This is a genomic window from Bradyrhizobium sp. GW821-FHT13H05 (assembly GCF_058804065.1).
Genome location: NZ_JBXAPO010000006.1, coordinates 419819 through 439937, shown reverse-complemented (window position 1 = coordinate 439937; position 20119 = coordinate 419819). Strand labels below are relative to the sequence as shown.

Sequence of the window (20119 nt, the reverse complement as noted above, 5' to 3'; positions counted from 1 at the left end):
AAGCAGGTTCCTGGCGAGAGGATGACGCAAAAAGGGATTGACTAACTGAGGCCCGTTACAGAAGCCCGGATGGAGCGAAGCGTAATCCGGGGCGGTCGTGCAACAGAGCGGCGCCGGTCCCGGATTGCGCTGCGCGTAATCCGGGCTACAAGGCGTCGCGACCTGCGGGGCCTCGGCTACTCCGCCGACAGCCTTACCATCTGCCGGCCGCCGTTCATTTCCTTGAGGCGGTTGACGAAGTTTTCCGGGCGCTGCCAGCGGTAGGGGACCTGCAGGCCCATGTACTCGGCGATGTCGCCGATGAAGCCGGTGCAGTTGGTGGTCTCGGCGTTCCAGACCGGCGAGCTCGCCTGCAATTTCTTGATATAGGCGAACACGCGCTTGGCGTCGGCTTCGTTCAGGTAGACGCGATAGCTCGCGGTCAGATAGTCCGGATCGAGATCGCCGTAGCTCGCGCCGGTCTCGGATGGCACCCAGGTGAGGTGACCGAGCACGTAGGCCCAGGTGTCGCCGGCAGGCGTGAGGCCCGCCACTTCGACGGCGCGTTCGCTGGTCTTGCCGTACCAGACGAAGGCATGGCCCCAGCTCGCCGCCGTGCGGGCGCGGAAGTCGACGTAATAGGGACCTTTCTCCGTACGCGCGACCGGGCGCCGCGATTGCGGCGCCGATCGTGACGTGGAGTCGGTCGTGGCAAGCGCATTTGCATCGGCAACGCGCTTGTTCGCCTCATGGGCCGAGGCCGAGGGCATCGTGCATGCGATCATCGTCGCAAGCGCAAATCCCGCAAGGATGCAGGATCCCGATCGATCAGGTTTGTTCGTCACACTGTGCCCCTCGACTTGTCGGCCGTTCACACTGATGCAGCGATTGCTGCTGATCAGTAGCGCGCGGCGACCGGGCCGGGCGCCTTGCCGAACGGGGCCTTTCCAATCGGGCTCTTGCCAATCGGCATCTTGCCGATGGGGGCCTGCTCCGAATAGACCGGCACGGGCTGGCGGCGCGGCAGATCCGCAGCGTTCGCGGCCGTCACCAGAGCAAGCGTAGCACCCAGAACAAATACAATCTTCTTCACAGTCATACCCCTAGAAGGTTTGGTCCAAACACGGCAGTGCCGTGCCCCCAGACACGCCAGACAAATGGGCGGCCGAATGCGTCCAAGTTGCGGCGCGGTCGCGACATGTTGGCGGCATTGATCGGGCGCGCGGAGATGTGATTGTGTGTCGAAATGTTTCGGCGCGCCGCGCGCGCTTCAACGATCGGCGAGCAACCGGAAATGCATCTCGATCTTCGCCGGCGATAGCCCGCTTGCAACGCGCCAGGGCGAAAAGCCGGGCGTCGGGTCCGGATCGGAGGGAAGATCGATCGGCCAGCTCTGTGTTGGCATATTCGGCAATGTCAGGCTGACGGCGCGGTGGCGTGTCTTGTACATCAGCGAGGCCGACGCAATGATCGCTTTGCGGTCGCCGTCATGCGCGCGCCAGTTCGCCGGCAGCATCGCGTTGGCATACCCTGTCGCCTCCTCGATCTCGATGTGAACGTCTTCCTCCTTGTCCGGCAGGGTCATGCCGGCGGGGAGGCGAAACTCGATCTGGAGCGTCATGAAGCCGTGGCTGAGATTGGGCGAGCGGATGAATTCGTACCATCCCCAATAGCCAAGGATTGCCGCGATGAGCAGGACGGTGACGGCAAAGGGCGCGGAGAGTCGCGTGGTGCGGGCAGGCGTGGCGCCGGAGGTTTCCGCGGGTGGCTGCGGCGTTGTCGTCCGGACCAGACCGAAGCGCACGAACAGCCAGATGCCGGCGATCAGGCCGACCACGCCGCCGATCGGGCCGATGTCGAAGAAGGCCCCCATGGCGATGCCGCCATCGCGGTCCGGCCCCGCCAGCGCGACGACCAGCGCGGCAAGCGCGGACCAGCCGGCGAGTGCGCCGAGCAGGGCGGAGAGGAGGCCGAGGATGACGCGCATGTGCGGATTGGTCGCGCAGATGCGGATCGCGGTTCGAACCAGTCCGCAGGAAGAGCCTTCACCCGATCCGGTTGAGGCTGTTGCGGATCGTCGAGAAGATGCCGCCGATGTCCTTGCGGAGTGCATCCAGCGCGTTGAAATTGTCGAAGATGCGGGTGAGGCGGTCTTCGACCTCGCGCTTGCTCTTGGTCAGCGTCTCGACGCGCGAGGCCAGCGTCATCCCGCCGTTCGCCTCGATCTCGCCGACGGTTTTGGCGAGGAGGTCGCGGGTGGTGCTGACCTCCGCGATCATGGCCTCGATGCCGAACACCGGGGCCTTGAGCGGGACGAGATCGGCCTGCGACTTCGACAGCTCCGTCTTGAAGGCGTTCAGCGTCGTCAGCGTCTCCTGCAACGCGCCGAGGCGCTGGCGCGACTGAAGCACGAAATCGTTCAGCGCATTCTGGCGGTCTACGAGGGTCTTGCCGTCGGGGTCGGTCTCGACCTCCGCAATCGAACGTTCGAGCTGGGTCTGGCGCTGGCCGAGCTCCTCGAAGTCGAGGCTGACAGCCTTGAGGATGTTGAAACTGTCGTCGATGCGGGCGAGGCGCTGCTCGATCTCGATCTTGTTTTTCGACAGCGTCTCGACGCGGCTGCCGAGCGGCGCTTCGCCGCCGGTCTCGAGCTCCTCGATGTTCTTGGCGAGGCGGTCATGGCTGAGGCCGAGCTCGCCGATCAGGGCATTGATGCCGGCATCCGTCGCGCGCAGCGGCACCAGCTCGGCATGGGATTTCGCCAGATCTTCCTTGTACTGGTTGAGGGTCGCAAATGTGGTCTGGACCGTGTTCACCCGCGACAGCAACGTCGAAACGTCGCCCGCGATATTCTTGAGCCGATCGGCGAGACTGTTCTTGCGGTCGTCGGTCTCGAGGTCGTGCAGGGAGCGTTCGAGCTGGTTCTGGCGGTCGCGGATCTCGGTGAAGACGGGTTCGACCGCGCGGCGCTGATCGGCGACCTTGCCGACCATCTCGCGCAGCGCCTGCTGGCGGCGGCGGATCTCGGCGAGCTGGTCGTGCATGTCGGTGGATTCGTTGCGGCCCTGCTGGAGCAGGGCGCGCTGCTCGGTCTCGCCGAGCTTGTCGTGGAGGGCGGAGACGGCCTCCCTTGGATCGCTCTCGATCAGGTGCTGGACGGTGGCGTCGAGATGGTTTTGCAGGGCGTGGGCGACGACGACGTCCTCCCGGGTCTTCCTGAGGCGGTCGCGCAGCGTGCTCAGGCGCCGGTCTTGGCGTGACAGCCGCCAGACGGTTGCGCCGATCAGCGCGAGCCCGAGCGCCACAATCGCGCCGATCGTGATGCGCTGCGGCATCGGCAGGCCCGCGAACCAGGCGGGCAGGTGGCTGACGTCATAACCAAACGCCTGCTGGGCGAGAATCGCGATGGAGGCGAGCAAAACAAACCAGGCAACCAGGAAAAACAGCCACATCGTGACTTCCTCACGCCGGCACACAATCCCGCCATAGTTGCTATTGGAGAGCGGAACCGAGATCAAGGGGTGCGCGCGGGCGGCTCCATTTTTCGGGCGCGCAATCTGCGGCCGGCCGGGACGAACCGGCCACGGCGATGAGGAAGCACCGCACGTGGCCGGCCTATTCGTGCTTTGTCACCAGGCTTTGCCCCAGCCGTAATGGGGATTGGAGGGGCCAGTGGCGGGGCGGTGCTGGCCGTCACTGCAACGGGGACAGATGAATGTGCTGCGCGCAGCCTGCTGAGGAGTCGCAACCCGGCTGAAAATGCGGGCTTCGGCCGAACCGGTCGTGGCCAGGATGGCGCCGGCCAGTGAAACGCCAGCCAGAATGCCCGTCATGATCCCCTTGAGCGTCATCGTACTTCCCCATCTGAAGTCCAGCGCGGTAGGCGCCGAACGGTGAGAGGACCCTACGAGCATGCCGCGAACCCATCTGTGGGTTTGGTCACATTTCGACCGTCAGATCTCTGCAAGGCGTTCGCTTTGCGACGTTGCCGGGTCTTCCAGATTTAGGCGGAGCACAGATGTGGGACGGAGGCCGGGAATTCGTACCCGCGAGAGCGCAGCGATATGCGGGTGCCCTGCGGATATGGTGTCCCGAAGGTCGCTTCGCTCATCCGGGCCAGGGCACCGCGGTTGCGGCTACAGCCGAAATTCGTTGGTCAATTCGCCGATGCCGTCGATCGCGACAGTCACCGTGTTCACCGGCTCTTTCATCACGCCGACGCCGACGGAGGTGCCGACGGCAATGAGGTCGCCGGGGAGCAGGGTCATGTCGTGGGAGATTTTGCTGACCAACTCCTGCGCCGAGAAGATCATGTCCGAGATCGGATAGTTCTGCCGCTCGGCGCCGTTGAGGATGGTGCGGACGACGAGCTTGGCCGGATCGAGCCCGGCCGCGATGACGGGGCCGAACGGGCCGTAATCGTCGATGCCCTTGGCGCGGGCCCATTGCGGGAAGGTGGGGTCGCTGGTCAGGATGTCGTTGGCGGTGATGTCGTTGACGCAGGTGTAGCCGAAGATGAAGCTGTCCGCTTCGGCCGGCGAGACGCGGGCGCAGGTCTTGCCGATGACGATGCCGAGCTCACCCTCATAGGTGGTCTTGCCGTCGTAGTAAGAGGGGCGGCGGATCACGGCGCCCGGCGTCGTGATGCTGGTGGTGGCCTTCAGCAGATAGAGCGGCTCCGGCGGCTCGGGCTGGTTCAGTTTTGCGGCGAGCGCGTGAAAATTGTTCCAGAGCGCGACGATCTTGGTCGGTGCGCAGGGGGCGAGCAGCTCGACCTCCGACAGTGTCAGCGTCTTGCCGGTGGCTGCATGGCGGCCGAACATTTCGCCTTCATGCACGCTGATGCCCGATGAGGTCAGTGTGCCGAAGCCGGTCGCGCCGGCATGGCGGAAGCGGAGCCACTGTTTGATTTCGCCAGCCATCATGCCACCGCCAGTGCGCGAGGATCTGATGGCGCCGAGACGCCGTCATAGAGGCCAGCGATGCGGGCGCGCTGGGTCACCATCGCCAGAACCGAATCGAGCGCGGGCGTGGCAACGCCGGTGAGGCGGCCCATCTCCTGCACCACGGTGACGAGCGGGTCGATCTCCATGGGGCGGCCGCGCTCGAGGTCCTGGAGCATCGAGGTCTTGTGCGCGCCGACCTTGCGGGCCCCCTCGATGCGGCGCTCGACATCGACGCGGAATTTGACGCCAAAGGTCTCGGCAATGCCTTGCGTCTCCACCATGATCGCGCGCGACAGCGCGCGTGTGGCGGGATCAGTGCAGATCACGTCGAGCGTTGCATGGGTGAGCGCGCTGATCGGGTTGAAGCAGACATTGCCCCATAGCTTCAGCCAGATCTCGTCGCGGATGCGGTCGAGCACGGGCGCCTTCAGGCCGGCTGCGACGAACAGGTCGGCGAGGCGCTGCACGTCGGAGGTGGTCTCGCCGGAGGGCTCGCCGAGCGGGAAATTGTTGCCGTAGACGTGGCGGATCACGCCGGGCGCCTCGATCTCGGTGGCGGGATAGACGATGCAGCCGATGGCGCGCTCGGCGCCGATTTCGCGCCATTGCCGTCCGCCGGGGTCGATGCTCTCCAGCGTCGAATTCTCGTAATCGCCGCCGTGCCTGTAGAAGTACCAATAGGGGATGCCGTTGACGGCGGTGACGATGCGGGTGTGCGGTCCGAGCAGGGGCTGCATCTTCTCGATCACGCCGGTAATCGAATGCGCCTTCAGCGTGATGATGATGTAGTCCTGCACGCCGAGCTCGGCGGGATCGTCGGTGCAGCGCGGATGCACAATGTGCTTCTCGTCGCCCGCGAGCAGCGTCAGGCCGCGCTCGCGCATCGCGGCCAGATGCGCACCGCGTGCGACCAGGCTGATATCGGCACCAGCGCGCGCGAGCTGAACCCCGAGATATCCGCCGATCGCGCCGGCGCCGTAGATACAGATCTTCATGAAATCCTCGCGGGACCAAAATTGGACGTGTTGCGATGGCTCGTGCCAAGCGCTCTCTGCACCTCTCCCGCTTGCGGGAGAGGTCGATGCGCTCGAAGAGCGCGGCGGGTGAGGGCTCTATCCTCTTGGGAAGCCTCCCCGGCGGAGACACCCTCTCCCCAACCCTCTCCCGCAAGCGGGAGAGGGAGCGCAGTCGTTCCTGGAAGTGCGACGGTTGCTTTAAGCTGCTGCTTGCGGCGCGCCGTTGATCGCTTCGTCAACGGCAGCGGCGATGTCGCGCATGCTGATGACGGAGACGAGGCTGTAATCGTCGATGACGGGCAGGTGCCGGATGTGATTGCGATTCATCAGATGCCGGACGTGCTCGATCGTGTCTGAGGAGGTGCAGGACACCAGCTGCTGCACCGACACGAGCTGCGAGACCTTGACGTTGATGGCGTTCGCGCCGTGCTCGGCGACGGCGCGCACCACGTCGCGCTCGGTGAACATTCCGACGGCGGTGTTGCCTTCGGAACGGACCACGTCCTTGACCACGAGCGCGCTGATGTTGTTGGCGCGCATCAGCTTGGCGGCGATACCCATCGTTTCGTTCATTCGCACCGTGACAACGCGCGGTGTCTTCTTGCGCAGAATGTCTCCGACCAGCATTGCAACCTCCCTGGGTGAAATGACCAGCGAAGTGTGGTATACATAATGCCAATCGTCAAGCGCTGGATTTGGGTGATCCGAAAAATCTTGAGGCAGCGATGCTGACGTTTGTCGTCGCGCCAAAAAGAAAAGGGGCGCATCGCTGCGCCCCTGTCTCGATCGTGCAATGTATGTGGCGGCTTATGCCGTCTCGGTCTTGGCAGCGCCCGTCGCGGTGTTGGCGCTTTCGGCTTCCTTGCCGAGGATGAAGGAGCGGCGCAGCGGCTTGATCACGAACAGTGCCATCAGCGCGGCTGTCGCGTTCAACGCCACCGCGACCACGAACACGGCCTTCCAGCCATAGGTTGCCGAGATCACGCTCGCGAGCGGGACGAGCAGGGATGCGGTGCCCTTCGCGGTGTAGAGCATGCCGTTGTTGGTGGTCGCGTATTTCGAACCGAACGTGTCGCCGCAGGTGGCGGGGAACAGCGAGTAGATCTCGCCGAACACGCCGAAGTAAACCGCGGTCGCGAGCACGAAGACAACGGGAACGTGACCATAGGCCGACAGCGTCAGCAGCATCGCCGCCGCGGTGCCGAACGCGATGAACATGGTGTGCTCGCGGCCGATCGTGTCGGAGACCCAGCCGAAGAAGGGACGGCCGAAGCCGTCGAAGATGCGGTCGAGCGAGATCGCGAAGGTCAGCGCCGCCATCTGGAAGCCGGCGAGCGTCACCGGCGTGTCGGCGATCTTGAAGTCGTGCGCGATCGGGCCGATCTGGGCCGCGGTCATCAGGCCGCCGGAGGCGACCATGACGAAAACGAGATACATCACCCAGAAAATAGGGGTGCGCAGCACTTGCGGCGGGGTGAAGTCGATCTTGGTCTGCGGCAGATTGAGCTGCTTCTTCTTCGGCGGAATCGAGAGCCGCGGCGGCTGGATGAAGAAGGCGAGCACGAACACGATCAGGCCCTGGCCGATGCCGAAGGTGAAGAATGCGTGCTGATAACCGCTCGCAGCGATCATGGTCGCGATCGGGACCACGGTGAGCGCGGCGCCGGCGCCGAAGCCGGCAGCGGTCGCGCCGGCGGCAAGGCCGCGGCGGTCGGGAAACCATTTCAGCGCGTTGCCGACGCAGGTGCCGTACACCGCGCCCGCGCCCATGCCGCCGACGACCGCGGCCGCATAGAGCAGGGTGAGGCTATCGGCATAGGAGTTGAGCACCCAGGACAGCGCGATCATCACGCCGCCGAACATGATGACGACGCGCGGGCCGTATTTGTCGACGAACCAGGCCTCGACCGGCACCAGCCAGGTTTCGGTGACGACGAAGATGGTGAAAGCGAGCTGGATCGCGGCCCGTCCCCAATGGTGGGCCGCATCGATCGGATCGACGAACAGCGTCCAGCCGTATTGCAGATTGGCGATCATCGCCATGCAGACGATGCCCATGCCGAGCTGGAGCCAGCGGAAACCTGTGCGAAGAGGCGCGGCCGTGACGGCGCCGTCCGTGCTGGAAATCATCAAGAACCTCCCAAAGCGCCTGATTGATTGCAGCCTGGGATTGCAAGATGACCCAGTGTCGCAAATATTGTGGCTTATCGTCGCAAGCGCGGCGGGGAGATTGGTATACCATATTCCAGAACGCAAGCCCAATCTTGTGATGCAGCGCAAGAAAAGTGCGCGGTTCCCTCTGGGGCGGCGGCAGCAGGGCGATTTCTGAAAAACGAAAACGCCCGGCCGTGAGGCCGGGCGTCGTTGTTTGGGTCGTTGTGGTGAAGCGCGTCAGGCGGCGGTCGATTTCGCGACCACGATCTTGCGCCAGGGTTTCAGCACCGCGATCGCCAGCGCCGAGGCGAGGATGTTGGCGCCAGCGGCGATGATGAACACGCTGTCCCAGGTGCCCGACGATTGCTGCATGTAGTTGGCGATCGGAACCAGCAGTGCGGCGGTGCCCTTCGCAGTGTAGAGCAGGCCGGCATTGGTGGTCGCGAACTTGGCGCCGAACGTGTCGGTGCAGGTCGAGGGGAACAGCGAGTAGATCTCACCCCAGGCGAAGAACACGAAGCCCGAGAGCAGCACGAACCAGATCGGGTCGTGGCCCCAGAGGTAGAGCATCCAGATGCCGAACCCTTCCATGCCGAAGGCGATGAACATCGTGTTCTCGCGGCCGATCATGTCGGAGATCCAGCCGAAGAACGGACGCGTCAGGCCGTTGAGCACGCGGTCGATGGTCGCCGCGAACGTCACCGCGGTCATCGTCACCGCCATCAGCGTCACCGGAACGCTGTCGACCTTCCAGTCGACTGCGATCGGCTTCAAATTGGCCGTCACCATCAGGCCGCCGGCGCCGACGATCACGAACATGAAGTACATCAGCCAGAAGATCGGCTGACGCAGCACCTCGGTCGGCTGGTAGTTGCGGCGCGTCTGCACCAGATTCGCGTTCGCCACCACGGCCGGCACCTGGCCTGCTTTCGGCGCCAGCAGGAAGAAGGCGAGGATGCAGATGATGATGCCTTGTCCGAGGCCGAAATAGAGGAAGGTGGTCTGGAAGCCACTGTCCTTGATCATGGCCTGGATCGGCGCGACGGTGAGCGCGGAGCCTGCACCGAAGCCGGCCGCCGTGATGCCTGCAGCGAGACCGCGCTTGTCCGGAAACCATTTCAACGCGTTGCCGACGCAGGTGCCGTAGACGCCGCCGGCGCCGATGCCTGCGATGATCATGCCGAGATAGTAGCCGTTGAGCGTGGTCGCCTGCGCGTTGATCGCCCAGCCGGCGGCGCAGAGCACGCCGCCGATCAGCACGACGATGCGCGGACCGTATTTGTCGACGAACCAACCTTCGACCGGCACCAGCCAGGTCTCGAACAAGACGAAGAGAGTGAAGGCCCATTGGATCGAGGCGCGATCCCAGCCGAACTTCTTCTGGATGTCGGGGACGAAGAACGTCCAGCCGTATTGATAATTGGCGATCATCACCATCGCCGCTACGCCGACCGCCAATTGCGCCCAGCGATACGTGTCGCTAACGCGCGCGGCGGTTGGGGCCGTTGCCTGCACCATGTCCGTCATAAAGCCTCCCGTGGCGCCTCTCATTTTTCTGCGAGCGCTGGAGAGGCATTCTTGTATTCATTATGCCAAGGTTCAAGCGCTGGTCCGCTCACCGTGCGCAAATGCCGCAGACCTTTCCGGCCCGGGCTTGTGAATCGGACAGCGCAAATAGAAATGGCCCCGTCGTCCGGGGCCATTCATCAAAAGTAGTATATGGACGGTTCTGAAACCGGCGCGTCGCGCTTGCAGCGCGGGAGGCGCAGCTTACAGGCCGAAGCGGGGCAGGTCGCCGTTGTGATTGGAGATCTCGGCGCTCGCCATCAGGAAGCGGTCGACCGCGGCCATGAAACGGGCGAACAGCGAGGAGGACGGGGCGAGAGCGACTGAAGCGGTCTTGGACATCGGAATTCCCTTTCTTGAGACGGTCAGTAGTGCTGTCTCATTTCGAAGAGCAATCTATGTATACCAGATGCCAATGTCCATGCATGCCATTGCATGGCAGCATGCGCTCTGCCGCATTGCAGCATAATGATCCGTTAAAGGGGCCGTATCGGACTTAAAATTCTGAAAGAGGCTGCTGGAACGGGATATCCGCGCCGAACTGCCCGGCAAACGCCGCCGGAGGACGTCGAACAGAGGGAGCCGTGTTCGATCTGGAGCCCAGCGGAACGTGAATTCCGACGGCACTGCAACAAACCAGCCTTGGCAGGGCAACCCAAAGCCGCTAGTGGTCTGCCCCTTCCAATCATCTGTCAGAGTGGTTCATGTCGAGCGCCTCATCCGCCGTCTCGATCGGCATCGATTTTGGGACCAGCAACACGGTCGTCGCGATCGCGGCGGACGACCGCCGGGTCGAGGCCATCCGCTTCGATCACGGCGGCCAGCGCCACAGCACCTACGTCTCGGCGCTATGCTTCTGGGAGGATCGGCCGGGCGCCGGCGCCCAGGCCGAAGGCGGCCCGTGGGCGATCGAGACGTTCCTCGAAGGGCGCCACGTCTACCGCTTCCTGCAGTCGTTCAAGACTTTTGCGGCGAGCAGCAGCTTCAACACCACGCAAGTTTTCCGGCAGCGCTTCAAGTTCGAGGACATCCTGGCTGCGTTCCTGCGGACGCTGGCGCGCCATGGCGGCGACAAGTTCGGCTTGGAGACGTCAACCATCACAGTCGGCCGCCCGGTGCGCTTCGCCGGCGGCAATCCCGACGAGGCGCTGGCGATGCAGCGCTACCGGGCCGCATTCGAGCGGCTCGGTGCCGGACACGCGCGCTATGTCTACGAGCCCGTGGGCGCGGCGTTTTCCTTCGCGCGAAGGCTGGAGCGCGACGCCACCGTGCTGGTTGCGGATTTCGGTGGCGGCACCAGCGACTTCTCGGTGATGCGCTTTTCGCGCGTGGGAGGAGCCTTGCGCGCCGAGCCGCTTGGACACGCCGGCATCGGCATCGCCGGCGACACGTTCGATTACCGCATCGTCGATCACGTGGTCTCGCCGCGGCTCGGCAAGGGCTCGAGCTTCCGCTCGTTCGACAAGGTGCTGCCGGTCCCCACCGGCCATTACACCAACCTCGCGCGCTGGCATCAGCTCGCGATGATGAAGAGCAACGGCGATCTGCGCGAGCTGCGGGATCTGGCGCGCACCGCGCTGAAGCCGAAGCTGCTCGAGGATTTCATCACCATCGTCGATCTCGACCTCGGCTTTTCGCTCTACCGCGCGGTGTCCGACGCCAAGGTCGCGCTGTCGGGCCATGACGAGGTGGATTTCCGCTTCAAGGGCGGCGGCGTCGATATCGGCGCGGCCATCACACGGAAAAACTTCGAATCCTGGATTGCCGACGATATCGCCCGGCTGGGTGCTACCGTCGACAAGGTGCTGGGCGAGGCCGGCATCACCGCGCGTGAGGTGGAGAAGGTGTTCTTGACCGGCGGCACCTCGTTCGTGCCCGCGGTGCGAAAGTTGTTCGCCGACCGGTTCGGCAACGAGCGGCTGATGTCGGGCGACCAGTTCGAGTCGATCGCCTACGGCCTCGCGCTGATCGGGCACAGTCCCGACCCCGACCGCTGGACCGCCAGCGGCGGGATCGCGCCGAAGGCGGGCGGCTAGCCGCCCGCCGAACGCAGCTCGTTCCGCTCTGCTATTGATTGATTTCGGGCTCGACCAGCCTTGCCAGGTTTCGCAGCGATTCCTGCCAGCCGAGATAACACGCCTCCGGCGGGATGGCGTCTGGGATGCCCGCCTGCGTGATGTCGATCTCGGTGCCGACCAAAACCTTCTTCAGCGTCACGGTCACCTCGATTACGCCGGGCAGGTTGGGATCGTCGAACTTGTCGGTGTAGCGGAGATGTTCTCCGGGAACGAGCTCGAGATATTCGCCGCCGAACGAGTGGCCGTTGCCCGTCGTGAAGTTCCGGAACGACATCTTGAACGTGCCGCCGACCTTCGGCTCGAGGTGATGCACGGTGCAGGTGAAGCCGTTCGGCGGTAGCCATTTCGCCAGCGCATCTGCTTCCAGGAAAGCGCGATAGAGTTTCTCCGGGCTGGTTGAGAGAACGCGGTGAAGGCGGACGGTGCTTGGCATGGTTGCTCTTCCTCTTGCAGTGATGGGCCCGACATGAACGTCTGCTGCCCCATTCATGATCCGAGGACGAGCAAGACGGCGTCGATCCGACAGGGCATCCCGGATTTTTTGAGTGAGTCTGCCGGAGTTCTAATTCGCCGTTACATCCTGCGGCGTCATCGTGAACGACAGACGGTAGCGACCGGTCATCGGGTCATCGCCCGCTCCTGCGGCGCGAAGCGCTGACGGCGAGAGCTGCTCCGCTACCACGTGCGCGACCGCATCGGAATCGTACCCGGACAGCAACACGATCCAGTCGGCGGCGCCGTCCTTGCCGCGGATCTGCTGTTCGGTCGTGGGCGCGCTTCTCCGGGGCGTGTCGGTCAGGAGGAGGGGGGCGCTGGTCAGTCCCGGCTTTTGCGCCAATGAGCTGAGCGTCTCCGAGAGGCGTGCCTGCAACTGCGCCTCCCGTCCGGCCTCCGGCGACAGCCTGATGGTGGCAAGCGAGGTGGCGACACCGCCGCCAAAACTCGCCGTCACCCGGCACTGGCTGCGCACCATGCCGAGATGATGCGGCATCATCTTCTTTGACCATGGCGTCGGTGCGTTGAGGCGGTCGAGATATCCCTTCGAGGTGAGGATGTCGTACTGCTCCAGCTCGTAGAGCACGAAGAAGCCCTCGGCGTTCTCGGTGCTGGTCCAGCGCGAGCCCCGCCGGAAGCCGGGAATGCTCATGCGTTCGGGAAAATGCTCGTGCGAATGCCAGTCGCCGAATTCCTCACGCTGCTCCGGGTGGATATTCCACCACATCGCGACGGCGGCCTTGCCGAGCAGGGACATGTGGACCTCGCTGTTTGGCTGACGGGCGGGCGGCGAGCCCGGGAGAGCACGGCGATAGTGTTTCAAGATCAACGGTGTGCGGCAAGACCAAGTTGTGCGGGAAGGTCCGCTCAATTGAAGCCATAATTCTGTTGTCGTTCTCCGATCAACTCTTGGGACCGATCAGGGGGACTTCCGTTGCGCTGCACGCTTTGGGCTTTCGCCGTCACGCTTCTTTGTCTTGGCTCGCCCGCAAGGGCCGCAGGCATCCAGCTTCTCGACTCCGATCCAGCGCTGTCAGGCGCGATCTGGTATCCCTGCGCGGAGGAGCCGACGCATGTGGTGCTCGGCAGTCTTTCGGTCGGCGCCGATTTCGACCTGAAGGGCGCGAAGGATTGTCCCGTCGCGGGGGCAAAGCTCCCGCTCGTCATCTTCTCGCACGGAAGGGGCGGATTTTTCGGTCAGCAACACGACACTGCGGAAGCGCTGGCCGATGCCGGCTTCGTCGTCGCTTCCATCAATCATCCCGGCGACACGTTCAGCGATTCCTCGCGGCGCGACACCTTGTCGGTTTGGGGATCGCGCCCGGCAGACGTCGTTCGTTTGCTCGATTTCGTGCTGAATACCTGGAAGGACAGGGCGGTGATCGATCCTGCTAAGGTCGGCTTCTTCGGTTTCTCGCTGGGAGGCGCTACCGGCTTCGTGCTGATGGGGACCAGGCCGGATTTCGCGAGGATCGCCAGCTTCTGCAAGGAGACGACTGGCGCCTGCGCAGAGCTTCACAATGGCGAGACGCCGCCTGAGCCGATACAGGATGCGCGCATCCGCACCGCTGTGATCGTTGATCCCGCGCCGGGTGTCCTGACACGGGAGAATCTGGCCGTCGTCAAGGTGCCGTTCCAGTTCTGGCGGTCGCAGTTCGGCGGCCCCGGCGTCGGCGACGGTTCAGGCACGGAGCGCGTCGCGGAGGGCTTGCCGGGCAAGCCGGAGGTTCATGTCGTGCCGGCCGGCCACTTTGCCTTCCTCGCCCCGTGCTCGGCCGAACTTGCGGCAGCGATCCCGCGCATCTGCACCGACGTGCCGGCGGGGTTCGACCGGGTGGCCTTTCACCGCGAGTTCAACGCGGCCGTGGTGACGTATTTTCGCGAGCAGCTCGCTGAGCACTGAGCGCCGGCACCTCGCCCTCTCAGCCAGCCGCGCCGGTGAGCTCGCCGGCCTTGGCGAGAAGCAGCTTCAGGATCGGCGACTTATTCGCCTTGTGGGCTTCGACACCGAACAGAACCGTCCGAGCAATCTTCAGATCCCACTGATCCGCAGTTAGCCGAGGGACGAGCGGGACGTCGTGGGGCGACCTCCAATGTCATTCTGGTTCACGGTGCGCTTGCCGGCTCCTTGTTCGAGAAGGCGGGAGCGCAAGGCGTTCTCATCACCGATAGATGCCACGAGCCGGGCGGCGATGAGATAACCTGCCCGTGAATCCGCGGCGCGTATGTCCACTGGGATACGTTGTCGATCTGGAACCTGTGGTGGCCGTCATTCGTGCGCACGGTTGATTGGATCGCGCCAGATGCCTCCGACGTCTCAGGTCACAAGCGACGCCTGAGGCCTCAAATGCAGACGTTCCGCTGCAGCCGGAGCGCAATTAAATACGCCCCCAGCCTTGTAAGTGACCATGATGGGGTATACCCTGCGTGGGTTCGTTCAGCCGCTGTGCCTTGTTGAATGCGCCCGCGGGCTCCTTTTCCATAGACATCGACGAATTGAATCGATTCTGCGTGAGCGTCACGCGGGTTATGCGCATGCGCGCTTTGGAGAAGAAGAATGCCGACAGGTACAGTGAAGTGGTTTAACGGCCAGAAGGGCTTTGGATTCATTCAGCCCGACGATGGCGGCAACGATGTGTTCGTTCACGTCAGCGCGGTCGAGCGGGCCGGTCTTACGGGTCTCGCCGAGGGCCAGAAGGTCAACTTCGAGGCCAAGACCGACAAGATGCGGGGCAAGGTCAGCGCTGAGAATCTCTCGCTGGCTTAAGCTCCCTGGTGCCGTTTCACGGATGTACTGAAACGGCCATGCGACCCGCTCGATCGTAAGGATTGAGCGGGTTTTGTCCGTTGCTGAACAGGGTGGAAGATGAGCGCCAGAAAATCGGCAGAACCTTCGCCCGCAGGCATCGCGCGTTCCAACCGCCAGCGCCTGGCGGCGGAAGAGGGCGCGCGGGCGATGGCGGATGCCGAACGGCAGTCTGTCGATCTCCGCAAAAACATGGCGCGGCTGCGCGAGTTGCGCGAGGCCAAGGAAGCGGCCGAGGCAACCCTTCGCGCGTTGTTGCCGGCGCCTGTGCCGAAGAAGCGCAAGAAGAAGCTGTCGCCGTAGTCGGCTTCAAGCGCGCTGACGAAATCTGGAGAGGCCGGTCACATGCCAAAGATTGCGGGTCGTGCCTAGGATAAAGCCGGATAGCGGCGGCACAATCACCTTTTTTCTCGCGCTTGGCGCGGGGCGACAGATGTGCCGGCTTGCCACCACGTTTCAGACGCAGAAGCAGGCCTTCAGTTACCTTCAGAAGTACCGGACGGAGTTCGAGCGTATCGCGCGGATACAGCTCGCTTCGGGCGAGCTCGAAGACGGGATCGTCGTGCTCGCGATGCTCTAGGCCTCGATCTTGAGGCAACGCCTTCGGAGCGCGTCTATTCGGAGCCGCTTTGCGGCTTGGCCTCGCGGGCCAATCGCTCCGCCTTCAGGCGCTCGCGGTTTTCGTTGAAGGAGCGTTGATCCCTGGCATAGTCATTGATCGGCTTCTGCGTTTCGACAGGTTTGAACGCTTTGTTGGCTTCACGTTTTGCGCGATCGGGGGATTGATCTCTCGACATTTCGTCCTCGACTTGATCAACGAGCGGGGCCTCGACACTTGCGGGGCATCGCCTCTCGCCATAGACCGGTTTGTCATCATCAAGAAGACAAGGCGGACAGTTTCTTCTGGGTTGGGCAGGTTTTTTGCGAGACTTGGTCGCTCGCTGTGCAAACAGTCCGCATTTCTGACAGCGCACCGGCAAAACAATAACGGCCTGCAACAGCTTTTGTTCCCGGAGCACCGTTCCTTTATTCGGCGTCGGTTTACTCCGCAGGGCCGTCCGGCGGATTGCGTGATGCGCGCTCTCCCGCGCCAACAAAAAGGCCGCCGAGAGCGGCGGCCTTTCGTGTCTCTGACGGATCCGCTTACTCCGCGGCCTGCTTCTGCGGCGGGTCGAGCGCGCCGGACTTGTGGATCTCGGCGACCTGGTGATCGCTGAAGCCGAGCACCGAGCGCAGGATTTCGTCGGTGTGCTCGCCGAGCAGCGGCGAGCGCTCGACGTCGCTCGGAGAATCCGACAGCTTGATCGGGTTGCCGACCGAGATGTACTTGCCGCGGGTCGGATGATCGACCTCGACCACGGTGCCGGTCGCGCGCAGCGACTGGTCCTCGGCGATCTCCTTCATCGACAGGATCGGGCCGCAGGGGATGTCGTCCTTGTTGAGGATTTCCATCGCCTCGAACTTGGTCTTGGTCATCGTCCACTGTTCGATGCGGGCGAAGATCTCGTTCAGGCGCGGCAGGCGGGCCGCCGGCTTGGCGTAGTTCGGGTCGGTCTTCCAGGTCGGCTCGCCGATCACGTCGCAGATCTTCTCCCAAACCGGAGCCTGGGTGATGAAGTAGATGTAAGCGTTGGGATCGGTCTCGAACCCCTTGCACTTCAGGATGCGGCCGGGTTGACCGCCGCCGGAATCGTTGCCGGCGCGCGGCACGGCATCGCCGAACGGAATGCCTTCGCCGAACTGGCTGTACTCCTTGAGCGGACCGCGTTCGAGGCGCTGCTGGTCGCGCAGCTTGACGCGGGCGAGGTTCAGGACGCCGTCCTGCATCGCGGCGGTGACGCGCTGGCCCTTGCCCGAATGCGTGCGCTGATAGAGCGCGGTGACGATGCCCAGCGCGAGATGCAGGCCGGTGCCGGAATCGCCGATCTGCGCGCCGGTGACGAGCGGCAGGCCGTCGCGGAAGCCGGTGGTCGAGGCAGCGCCGCCGGTGCACTGCGCGACGTTCTCATAGACCTTGCAGTCTTCGTACGGTCCAGGGCCAAAGCCCTTGATCGAGGCGACGATCATCTTCGGGTTGATCGACTGGATCTTCTCCCAGGGGAAGCCCATGCGGTCGAGCACGCCGGGGCCGAAATTCTCGACCAGCACGTCGCACTTCTTGATCAGCTCGGTCAGGACTTCCTTGCCCTTGGGGTTCTTGGTGTCGAGCGTGATCGAACGCTTGTTGTGGTTCAGCATGGTGAAATACAGGCTGTCCACGTTCGGGATGTCCTGCAGCTGGCCGCGGGTGATGTCACCCACGCCCGGGCGTTCCACCTTGATCACGTCGGCGCCGAACCATGCGAGCAGCTGCGTGCAGGTCGGTCCTGACTGGACGTGGGTGAAGTCGAGAATGCGAACGCCCTCGAGCGCTTTGGTCATCGTGTTGCTCCGTATACTCTGTCTGCCCCTGCACCCGGCAGGGAATAAAGGGTTGAGGGGTGGACTTACTTCTTCTTCTGCAGAACGCTCTGCGGATTGAGGTTGCCGATGCGGCCGCTCTCCGAGCCTGCGGCCGGATCGATCACCGCGTTGATGAGCGTCGGCCTGCCCGAGGCCATGGCCTCGTTGACGGCGCGCTTCAGTTCATCCGGCGAGGTGGCATTCACACCGACACCGCCGAAGGCTTCCATCATCTTGTCGTAGCGCGCGCCCTTGACGAACACGGTCGTCGCGGGATCGGCGTTGACGCTGTTGACGTCGGTGCCGCGATAGATGCCGTCATTGTTGAAGATGACGATGCAGATCGGAAGGTTGTAGCGGCAGATGGTCTCGACCTCCATGCCGGAGAAGCCGAACGCGCTGTCGCCTTCCACCGCGAGCACAGGATGGCCGGTCTCGAGCGCAGCCGCGATCGCCTGGCCCATGCCGATGCCCATCACGCCCCAGGTGCCGACGTCGAGACGCTTGCGAGGGCGGTACATGTCGATGACGCCGCGGGCGAGGTCGAGCGTGTTGGCGCCTTCGTTGACGAGGATCGCCTCGGGATGATCCTTGATGATGGTCTTCAGCACGCCGAGCGCGCCGTGATAGTCCATCGGCGATTTGTTGTTCATCAGCTTCGGCGCCATCTTGGCGACGTTCTCGTCGCGCTTGGACACGATGGCCTTGGTCCATTCGGCCGGCGGCGCGGTCCAGCCCGTAGCGATCGCCTGATTGAAGGCGGAGACGACCGAGCCGATGTCGCCGACGACGGGGGCGACGATCTCCACGTTGGAGTCCATCTCACGCGGCTCGATATCGACCTGGATGAACTTCTTGGGCGCTTCGCCCCAGCTCTTGCCCTTGCCATGCGAGAGCAGCCAATTCAGCCGCGCGCCGATCAGCAGCACGACGTCGGATTCTTTCAGCACCGTCGAGCGGGCTGCACCGGCGCATTGCGGATGCGTATCGGGCAGGAGGCCCTTGGCCATGCTCATCGGCAGGAACGGAACGCCGCTCTTCTCGACGAAGCTCTTGATCTCCTCATCGGCCTGCGCGTAGGCCGCGCCCTTGCCGAGGATGATGAGCGGACGCTTTGCGCTCTTCAGAACATCAAGCGCGCGCTTGATCGAAGCGGGCGAGGGGATTTGCGCGGGGGCAGCGTCGATCACCTTGACCAGCGACTTCTGGCCGGCCTCGGCGTTCATCACCTGGCCGAACAGCTTTGCGGGGAGGTCGAGATAGACGCCGCCCGGACGGCCCGAGACCGCGGCGCGGATGGCGCGGGCGAAACCGATGCCGATGTCCTGGGCGTGCAGCACGCGATAGGCCGCCTTGCACAGCGGCTTCGCAATCGCGAGCTGGTCCATTTCCTCATAGTCGCCCTGCTGGAGGTCGACGATCTCGCGCTCCGAGGAGCCCGAGACCAGGATCATCGGGTAGCAGTTGGTGGTGGCATGCGCGAGCGCGGTGAGACCGTTGAGAAAGCCGGGCGCGGAGACCGTGAGGCAGACGCCGGGCTTCTTGGTGAGATAGCCGGCGATGCCCGCGGCGTAACCGGCGTTCTGCTCGTGGCGGAAGGAGATCACGCGAATGCCGGCGGCCTGTGCCATGCGGCCCAAATCCGTGATCGGGATGCCCGGCACATTGTAGATGGTGTTGATGCCGTTCAGCTTGAGCGCGTCGATGACGAGATGGAAGCCATCCGTCAATTCCTGCTCGGTGCCCGGTGCTTCGGACTTGGTCGCGGTGTTCAGCATGGGCCTTGTCTCCCTGGTCTCAAGATAACGGGGCGAGTGCTTCGCCCTTCTGGTGAACGTTGCTCGTTAAAAGAGTTCCTGACCGTGCGCTTCGACGTAAGCTGCAAGGCCGAGGGTGTGGTCGCGCGCGCGCTTCTCGGCGAGTTCGGTGTCACGCGCTTCCAATGCTTCGATCATGCCGAGATGTTCGGGCAGGGACGTGGCGGTACGATCCTTCCGTCCGATGGTCAGCTGGCGATAGCCACGCACGTGCAGCAGCAGGTCGTTGGTGAGATCGACCAGCACCGGGGATTCCGACAGCGAGATCAGCGCCTGGTGGAAAGCGATGTTGGCGCGCGAATATTCCTCGACGTGATCTTCGGGCAAGCGGTCCTTGCTGAAGTCCTTGAAGTAGTCGCGCAGCGCCGTGATGTCTTTCTTGCGTGCGGTGGTGGTGATGAGGCGGGCCGCCATGCTCTCCAGCGCCGCCCAGGCGCGGATCATGTCGACGATCTCGCTCTTGGTCCGGCGCACCACCATGATGCCGCGGCGCGGCACCGTCTTCACGAAACCGTCCTGCTCGAGCATCGCGATCGCTTCGCGGATCGGCGTGCGGCTCACACCCAGACGTTCGGACAGCGCGCGCTCGTCGAGCATCACCGGCTCGGGCGTCGAATAGATGTCCATCTTGAGGATGGCTTCCTTCAAGGCGTCATACGCCTTGTTCTTGAAGCTGCTCTCCGGGGCAATACGAACGATTGCGATATCTGCCTCGGCCATGTTCGGCAACGCCTTGGTTGGTTTCCGCAGTGACACGACGAATCTCCTCCAGTGGGAGTCGTCTTTTACAGGAATATTAACGGGAAAGTTTTTGGCATAC

The 20119-nt window shown here is 63.7% G+C and carries 23 protein-coding genes; 6 read left to right on the top strand and 17 right to left on the bottom strand.

Annotated features, from left to right (window positions below; translation table 11 throughout):
* Window positions 1–176: 176 nt before the first annotated feature.
* From AC1RR3_RS21615 to oxlT (AC1RR3_RS21575), 9 genes are all read right to left on the bottom strand, one after another.
* Entirely contained in the window at window positions 177–824 is a 648-nt protein-coding gene (locus AC1RR3_RS21615) for a hypothetical protein (protein ID WP_492825146.1), read from the bottom strand.
* A gap of 53 nt (window positions 825–877) precedes the next feature.
* Complete coding sequence (locus tag AC1RR3_RS21610) at window positions 878–1078, bottom strand: hypothetical protein (protein WP_492825145.1); 201 nt, start codon at window positions 1076–1078, stop codon at window positions 878–880.
* A gap of 171 nt (window positions 1079–1249) precedes the next feature.
* Window positions 1250–1966, bottom strand: a complete 717-nt coding sequence (locus tag AC1RR3_RS21605) for a hypothetical protein (protein WP_492825144.1) — start codon at window positions 1964–1966, stop codon at window positions 1250–1252.
* 58 nt (window positions 1967–2024) lie between these two features.
* Entirely contained in the window at window positions 2025–3431 is a 1407-nt protein-coding gene (locus tag AC1RR3_RS21600) for a hypothetical protein (RefSeq protein WP_492825143.1), read from the bottom strand.
* A gap of 177 nt (window positions 3432–3608) precedes the next feature.
* Window positions 3609–3830 carry a hypothetical protein gene (locus tag AC1RR3_RS21595; RefSeq protein ID WP_492825142.1) on the bottom strand — a complete coding sequence of 74 codons (222 nt, stop codon included), beginning with the start codon at window positions 3828–3830 and terminating at the stop codon, window positions 3609–3611.
* A 285-nt stretch (window positions 3831–4115) separates the two neighbouring features.
* Window positions 4116–4904 (bottom strand): fumarylacetoacetate hydrolase family protein, encoded by a 789-nt coding sequence (locus AC1RR3_RS21590; RefSeq protein ID WP_492825141.1) that lies wholly within the window; start codon window positions 4902–4904, stop codon window positions 4116–4118.
* Complete coding sequence (locus tag AC1RR3_RS21585) at window positions 4901–5920, bottom strand: 2-dehydropantoate 2-reductase (protein ID WP_492825140.1); 1020 nt, start codon at window positions 5918–5920, stop codon at window positions 4901–4903. The genes AC1RR3_RS21590 and AC1RR3_RS21585 overlap by 4 nt, the downstream gene beginning before the upstream one ends.
* Before the next feature lie 219 nt (window positions 5921–6139).
* On the bottom strand, window positions 6140–6568 hold the full coding sequence (locus AC1RR3_RS21580) for a CBS domain-containing protein (RefSeq protein WP_492825139.1): 429 nt from the start codon (window positions 6566–6568) through the stop codon (window positions 6140–6142).
* A 180-nt stretch (window positions 6569–6748) separates the two neighbouring features.
* Window positions 6749–8071 carry an oxalate/formate MFS antiporter gene (oxlT, locus tag AC1RR3_RS21575; RefSeq protein WP_492825138.1) on the bottom strand — a complete coding sequence of 441 codons (1323 nt, stop codon included), beginning with the start codon at window positions 8069–8071 and terminating at the stop codon, window positions 6749–6751.
* On the opposite strand from oxlT (AC1RR3_RS21575), the gene AC1RR3_RS21570 reads away from it, so the two are divergent.
* Complete coding sequence (locus AC1RR3_RS21570; protein WP_492825137.1) at window positions 8058–8270, top strand: hypothetical protein; 213 nt, start codon at window positions 8058–8060, stop codon at window positions 8268–8270. The two genes, oxlT (AC1RR3_RS21575) and AC1RR3_RS21570, sit on opposite strands and share 14 nt — an antisense overlap.
* Window positions 8271–8332: 62 nt before the next feature.
* Here the strand turns inward: AC1RR3_RS21570 and oxlT (AC1RR3_RS21565) are convergent, their stop codons facing one another.
* Both oxlT (AC1RR3_RS21565) and AC1RR3_RS21560 read right to left on the bottom strand, forming a co-directional pair.
* Entirely contained in the window at window positions 8333–9622 is a 1290-nt protein-coding gene (gene oxlT, locus AC1RR3_RS21565) for an oxalate/formate MFS antiporter (protein WP_492825136.1), read from the bottom strand.
* A 243-nt stretch (window positions 9623–9865) separates the two neighbouring features.
* Window positions 9866–10003, bottom strand: coding sequence for a hypothetical protein (locus AC1RR3_RS21560; protein ID WP_015687321.1), 138 nt, complete (start codon window positions 10001–10003; stop codon window positions 9866–9868).
* Window positions 10004–10365: 362 nt separating this feature from the next.
* Here AC1RR3_RS21560 and AC1RR3_RS21555 point away from each other — a divergent pair, with 362 nt between their 5' ends.
* Window positions 10366–11697, top strand: coding sequence for an Hsp70 family protein (locus AC1RR3_RS21555; RefSeq protein WP_492825135.1), 1332 nt, complete (start codon window positions 10366–10368; stop codon window positions 11695–11697).
* A gap of 31 nt (window positions 11698–11728) precedes the next feature.
* Here the strand turns inward: AC1RR3_RS21555 and AC1RR3_RS21550 are convergent, their stop codons facing one another.
* Window positions 11729–12172, bottom strand: coding sequence for an SRPBCC family protein (locus AC1RR3_RS21550; protein ID WP_492825134.1), 444 nt, complete (start codon window positions 12170–12172; stop codon window positions 11729–11731).
* Window positions 12173–12301: 129 nt separating this feature from the next.
* Window positions 12302–12991, bottom strand: coding sequence for a hypothetical protein (locus tag AC1RR3_RS21545; RefSeq protein WP_492825133.1), 690 nt, complete (start codon window positions 12989–12991; stop codon window positions 12302–12304).
* Between the two features lie 177 nt (window positions 12992–13168).
* Between AC1RR3_RS21545 and AC1RR3_RS21540 the strand changes: the two genes are divergently transcribed.
* The 4 genes from AC1RR3_RS21540 to AC1RR3_RS21525 all read left to right on the top strand — a co-directional run bounded on the left by AC1RR3_RS21540 (window position 13169) and on the right by AC1RR3_RS21525 (window position 15620).
* Complete coding sequence (locus tag AC1RR3_RS21540) at window positions 13169–14137, top strand: alpha/beta hydrolase family protein (RefSeq protein ID WP_492825132.1); 969 nt, start codon at window positions 13169–13171, stop codon at window positions 14135–14137.
* 654 nt (window positions 14138–14791) lie between these two features.
* Entirely contained in the window at window positions 14792–15001 is a 210-nt protein-coding gene (locus AC1RR3_RS21535; protein WP_492825131.1) for a cold-shock protein, read from the top strand.
* Between the two features lie 99 nt (window positions 15002–15100).
* A complete protein-coding gene (locus AC1RR3_RS21530) occupies window positions 15101–15343 on the top strand; it encodes a transcriptional regulator (protein ID WP_492825130.1) in 243 nt (80 codons plus the stop codon).
* 52 nt (window positions 15344–15395) lie between these two features.
* On the top strand, window positions 15396–15620 hold the full coding sequence (locus AC1RR3_RS21525; protein WP_492825129.1) for a hypothetical protein: 225 nt from the start codon (window positions 15396–15398) through the stop codon (window positions 15618–15620).
* A 34-nt stretch (window positions 15621–15654) separates the two neighbouring features.
* On the opposite strand, the gene AC1RR3_RS21520 is transcribed toward AC1RR3_RS21525, so the two are convergent.
* The 4 genes from AC1RR3_RS21520 to AC1RR3_RS21505 all read right to left on the bottom strand — a co-directional run bounded on the left by AC1RR3_RS21520 (window position 15655) and on the right by AC1RR3_RS21505 (window position 20019).
* Window positions 15655–15837: a hypothetical protein gene (locus AC1RR3_RS21520; RefSeq protein ID WP_492825162.1), complete on the bottom strand. Its 183-nt coding sequence runs from the start codon at window positions 15835–15837 to the stop codon at window positions 15655–15657.
* 346 nt (window positions 15838–16183) lie between these two features.
* Entirely contained in the window at window positions 16184–17461 is a 1278-nt protein-coding gene (gene frc, locus AC1RR3_RS21515; protein WP_492825128.1) for a formyl-CoA transferase, read from the bottom strand.
* 65 nt (window positions 17462–17526) lie between these two features.
* The gene (gene oxc, locus AC1RR3_RS21510) at window positions 17527–19260 is read right to left on the bottom strand and encodes an oxalyl-CoA decarboxylase (protein WP_492825127.1); all 1734 of its coding nucleotides are present in this window, start codon (window positions 19258–19260) and stop codon (window positions 17527–17529) included.
* 66 nt (window positions 19261–19326) lie between these two features.
* Window positions 19327–20019, bottom strand: coding sequence for a GntR family transcriptional regulator (locus AC1RR3_RS21505; protein ID WP_162006348.1), 693 nt, complete (start codon window positions 20017–20019; stop codon window positions 19327–19329).
* Window positions 20020–20119 lie beyond the last annotated feature (100 nt).